The sequence below is a fragment of the Methylobacterium bullatum genome (assembly GCF_014845095.1).
In the GTDB taxonomy this organism is placed as follows: Bacteria; Pseudomonadota; Alphaproteobacteria; order Rhizobiales; family Beijerinckiaceae; genus Methylobacterium; species Methylobacterium bullatum.
Genome location: NZ_NKUG01000223.1, coordinates 1 through 3882, shown reverse-complemented (window position 1 = coordinate 3882; position 3882 = coordinate 1). Strand labels below are relative to the sequence as shown.

The 3882-nt window shown below is 63.5% G+C and carries 4 protein-coding genes; 3 read left to right on the top strand and 1 reads right to left on the bottom strand.

The annotated features are described in order from the left end of the window. Positions 1-21: 21 nt before the first annotated feature. Positions 22-231: a hypothetical protein gene (locus MBTS_RS22330; protein ID WP_192216507.1), complete on the bottom strand. Its 210-nt coding sequence runs from the start codon at positions 229-231 to the stop codon at positions 22-24. A 376-nt stretch (positions 232-607) separates the two neighbouring features. Between MBTS_RS22330 and MBTS_RS22325 the strand changes: the two genes are divergently transcribed. From MBTS_RS22325 to MBTS_RS22315, 3 genes are all read left to right on the top strand, one after another. After that, positions 608-1075 (top strand): hypothetical protein, encoded by a 468-nt coding sequence (locus tag MBTS_RS22325; protein WP_056253664.1) that lies wholly within the window; start codon positions 608-610, stop codon positions 1073-1075. A gap of 475 nt (positions 1076-1550) precedes the next feature. Next, positions 1551-2654 carry a DUF3102 domain-containing protein gene (locus tag MBTS_RS22320; RefSeq protein ID WP_192216506.1) on the top strand — a complete coding sequence of 368 codons (1104 nt, stop codon included), beginning with the start codon at positions 1551-1553 and terminating at the stop codon, positions 2652-2654. Between the two features lie 274 nt (positions 2655-2928). Further along, positions 2929-3786 carry a hypothetical protein gene (locus tag MBTS_RS22315; protein WP_192216505.1) on the top strand — a complete coding sequence of 286 codons (858 nt, stop codon included), beginning with the start codon at positions 2929-2931 and terminating at the stop codon, positions 3784-3786. The last annotated feature ends 96 nt before the right edge of the window (positions 3787-3882 follow it).

Below are 3882 nucleotides of genomic sequence, written 5' to 3'. Positions count from 1 at the left end.
GATGATTGTTACTCTGTCTTTTCAACGCAGGAGTGCGCTACCGTCTGCCGGTACGTGCCCGGGGGGTCGGAGAGGTTTAAAAGAGACGGGCCCGAGACCGATCCCGCCGGCGGGCGGGAAGACCGCCTCGGCGGCGAGGGCGGGCAGGAGCGGGACGGAGAGGAGCGGGGAGACGAGGCCGAGGAGGGCGAGGAGGCGGCCGGTGGCCCGGCGGAAACGGGAAAGAACCATTCTGGAAGCGTCTCTCGAGAGTGGGACATCGGCGTCGGCGGGGCTTGCCCCGACGCCTGCTCGGAAGCCGCGAGAGCTTGGCCGGCGGACGCTTGGAGCGTCAAGTCACCGGGAGCCGTGCGTGAACCGTCCGCATCGGCCCGGCGCGCGAGGGCCTGTGTCCCGGCGAAGGGGCGGTAAAGCTGCCCTGCGACTTGCCTGCCGAGGGCACCGGGATATCCTGGCCGGCGATGGGGCGCTTGGAGAGTGCACCGGGACCGCGCTGGCCCGGCGGGAACGCTGGCCCGGAATCCCGCCCGAAGAGGCCGAGGCGGATGTCACGGTCGGGCCTCGCACGCACGGCACGCTCCAACGCGCTCGACCTTGGAGCCGCAGCATGACGATCACTCTCGACGACGTGAAGGCCGGCAAACTCCGTGACGACGGCCACATGAATTATGGGCCGAACGGCTCCGGCTGGCTGATGCAGCACAGCGCCATCCCGCGGCTGACCTGCATCGACCGGGGCTATGCGGGCGCGGCGCGGCAGGCGGCCGGACTGCCTTTCGAGCGGGTCTGGTGCGTGGACGGAATGCCGGTCGCCAGCCTCGAGGCGGCGATCGATGCGCTCAACGTGCCGCCCGTCTTCACCGACGAGGAACGCACCGTGCTCGAACACGTGCCGGCCGAATGGGTCGAACGGGTGGCCTTCAGCGAGCGTATCGCCGCAAAGGCGGGCCTGCCGATCGGGCCTGCCCTCGAGGGCCTCCACCGGAAAGGCGCCCTCGAGACCGCACTTCGACCGGGCGAACCCTTTGCGACGGTGTGGATCCGGCGCGCCCCAGGCGAGGAAGCCGGAGAATGACGGCCACCAATGGCCTGCGGCTTCGGGCGTTCACCCGCCGCCGCCACGCTCCGACGGCACATGGTTCGGGATGTCGTTTGGAAAGAACCGACGCAAAGCCGGAACGCCCGGCGCAGCGCGACGCGCGCCATAGGATGGGAATGCTGAAGTTGGGACAGGACGACTTGTGCCGAAATCGCGGGTCATGCCCGTTGAGCCCGCTAGGCTTGGTTTATCCCGCACCGATCGACGAAGTGCGGAAAGCGGGGCCAAAAACTAAGTCAACATCAGTCACTTAGTTTTTGCTTGGTGCCCAGGAAAGGACTGGGCCACCTAGAAGGGCGAAACCATAGATATCAGACACTTAGCAGAGCGCCGGCATCGCTATGTATACCGGTGCTGTAGCCCGTTCACAAGCCACCAATGAAGTGTAAGGCCTTGCATTGTGCACCTTATCGTTTGTCTTCTTCGCTGTTGTGAAAGTTGCGGGGATGACATGCAAAGCGATGATGATGAAGCCGGTGATCTCACGACCAATGGCTCCCCCTACGGGACCGAGGTCGATGAGATAGCGAAAAGGATCCGTGGTCGCGATCACCAGCTTCGTGAGGGTGTGCGTTACTGGTGGTTTGCTACGGGTAAGGACCTCAACGAAGCAAAGGCCCGAATTCCTCATGGCCGTTTTGAGTCTTGGTGTCAGTCGCTAGACTACAGCAAGAGCAAGGCTGAAAAGCTGATGCGGACCGCCAGCATGTTCAGCGACCAGCTCGAATCCGTAAAAGTTACGGAATTCCCCAAGCCGAGCTCCTTGTACCTGCTTTCGGCTCCATCGGTCCCGCAGGCAATCCGGGACGAGTTCGTTCCGCGTATCATTGCCGGTCAGTCGGTTGGCTTTGAAGTCAAGCAGGCGATCAAAACCTATCACGCAGATGTCGAACGCAGCGCAGGGAGCACCGCAAAGGCAAAAGCAGCGCGGGCGAGTCCTGAGGCGGCGAACGCAAAGGCCGCCGAGCGAGATGCTGCAAAGCGCGAGGCTCAAAACCTTGTGCAAGTGAAGGCCAAGGCGGCGGCATTGGACTTCCTGGCGGCGAAGCTTGGCAAGGAACTGTCCATATTCTTGGAGCTCGCTGGCAAGGCCGGTCTCGGTGCGGTCTTAAATTATGGCGCCGAGCGCGAATTGACGGCGCGCATGCAAGCTGTTGACGCACAGTCGGCCGAGATCGAGAGCACCGTTCTTCCGGTCGGGAACCTAGGCCCGGGCGACGTTGAAGCCCCTGAAGTCCACGATGACCCTTCCACTTCATCTGAGCTGGTCGGGGAGACCGATGCCACGCTGCAGCCAATTGGCGGCGATGCCAGTGCGCCAGTTGCAGAACACGACCCGGATATCCCCCTCGAAGCCAGCGCCTCGCCGACGGAAGACGGCAAGCCATCGCAGACCGATTTGAGCAAGTCTGATCAGGCGAATTCGGTCACAAACAAGCTCGCGACATCCCAGCGTGACGATCAGGCAAAGTCTAAGCCGGCAGCAGTGGCAGAAGAGCCTGTAAATTTCCTTTTCCCGGGCAAGCCCATCCGGTTCGGTGCAAGCAAGCGGTGACGTAACCTTCAACCAAACGGCATCATGGCCTCGCGCGAGGCGGCAATGATCGGAATCTGCTATGGTTACCCTTCGTCTTCCTCATCAAGCCGTCGAGCGGCTCGCCCGCCTATCTAGCGGGCGAGGCCCAACCAAGCACCCTCGACCCGTCACCAGTGCGTCCTCTGGGGGGCCTACAAGGCCGTCTCAGCCACTTCCGCTGGGGTGCGCCGCCGGCGGCCCGGCAAAGGGCTCTGACGCTGCCGTGCCGGAGGGTTTTGAAACGGAAGCAGCAATGATCCAGGAGGATCGGCTGCGTGCTCGGCAGGCGCGTCGCGTCATGAATCGTCCGGGACCGACGAACTGGGTGAACCTCAATGACCGGGTTTGGCTGGCGAAGCAGCAATCCAGCGGGGTGTTCGCGACCAAGCTGGATGGCAGCGCCATCGAGGTCCTAATCAGCAAGCTGGTTAGCGGGGTCGCGACTGGCCAGCCGGCCCTGACCCTTGCCTCGGCACTTCGGATGCGAACGATCCGAATGGCGCTGGGCCGTGCCAAGCTCGATGCCTTCGCCGAGTACCACCGTGACGATCTTCGGACTGTGACCGTGATCTACTCGGGTTGGGCCTACACGCCCGCGACCCTCGACGGGGTTACGGCCTCCCAGATCAAGGCGCAGTTCACCCAGCACCTGATCCGAGCGGGGGTGACGGCGGTGCCGGGGCCGCTGTTCGCGATGCTCCATGGTGAGTTTGAGGCATCAAGCGGTGTCTTCCAACTGCACTTCCACATCATCACCACCAAAGCGAAGGCAGCGGCTCTGCTGCGTCTGCCGAAGGTTGTGAAGGGGTATACCAAGACCGCCACCGGGGCTTGCCCGGTCCGTCGCTCGCTGGTCCGCAATCGTATCCGCCAGTTCACCTACCTCGCGAAAGCATTCTGGCCCGGAAAGCCGGTGGTCCTGATTGATGGCGTCCCCAAGCGGGTTCACGGCTACCGGCGCATCCCTGAGCCCTTTGGAACGCAAGTTCTGCTGTGGCTCGACCGGCAACGGCTGGCCGATCTCATCGTGATGAACGGGTGCTGGTCTCCCCGGAAAGGGGGCACCCCAGGTATGCGGCGGCTGTATTTACTGGCGCAGGGTGGTGGGTGAGGCGGGGCGATAGATTGGCCTACGGGGGCATCGAACTGGCTGACGGTGCCCTGTAGGGGCCTGTTGGTGCGGTTCGGTGCCGGGGTGCTGGGGTGG

Bases quoted from the DNA above. Each gene is read 5' to 3' on its own strand.
- MBTS_RS22330 (WP_192216507.1), bottom strand. From the start codon at position 231: ATGGTTCTTTCCCGTTTCCGCCGGGCCACCGGCCGCCTCCTCGCCCTC.
- MBTS_RS22325 (WP_056253664.1), top strand. From the start codon at position 608: ATGACGATCACTCTCGACGACGTGAAGGCCGGCAAACTCCGTGACGAC.
- MBTS_RS22320 (WP_192216506.1), top strand. From the start codon at position 1,551: ATGCAAAGCGATGATGATGAAGCCGGTGATCTCACGACCAATGGCTCC.
- MBTS_RS22315 (WP_192216505.1), top strand. From the start codon at position 2,929: ATGATCCAGGAGGATCGGCTGCGTGCTCGGCAGGCGCGTCGCGTCATG.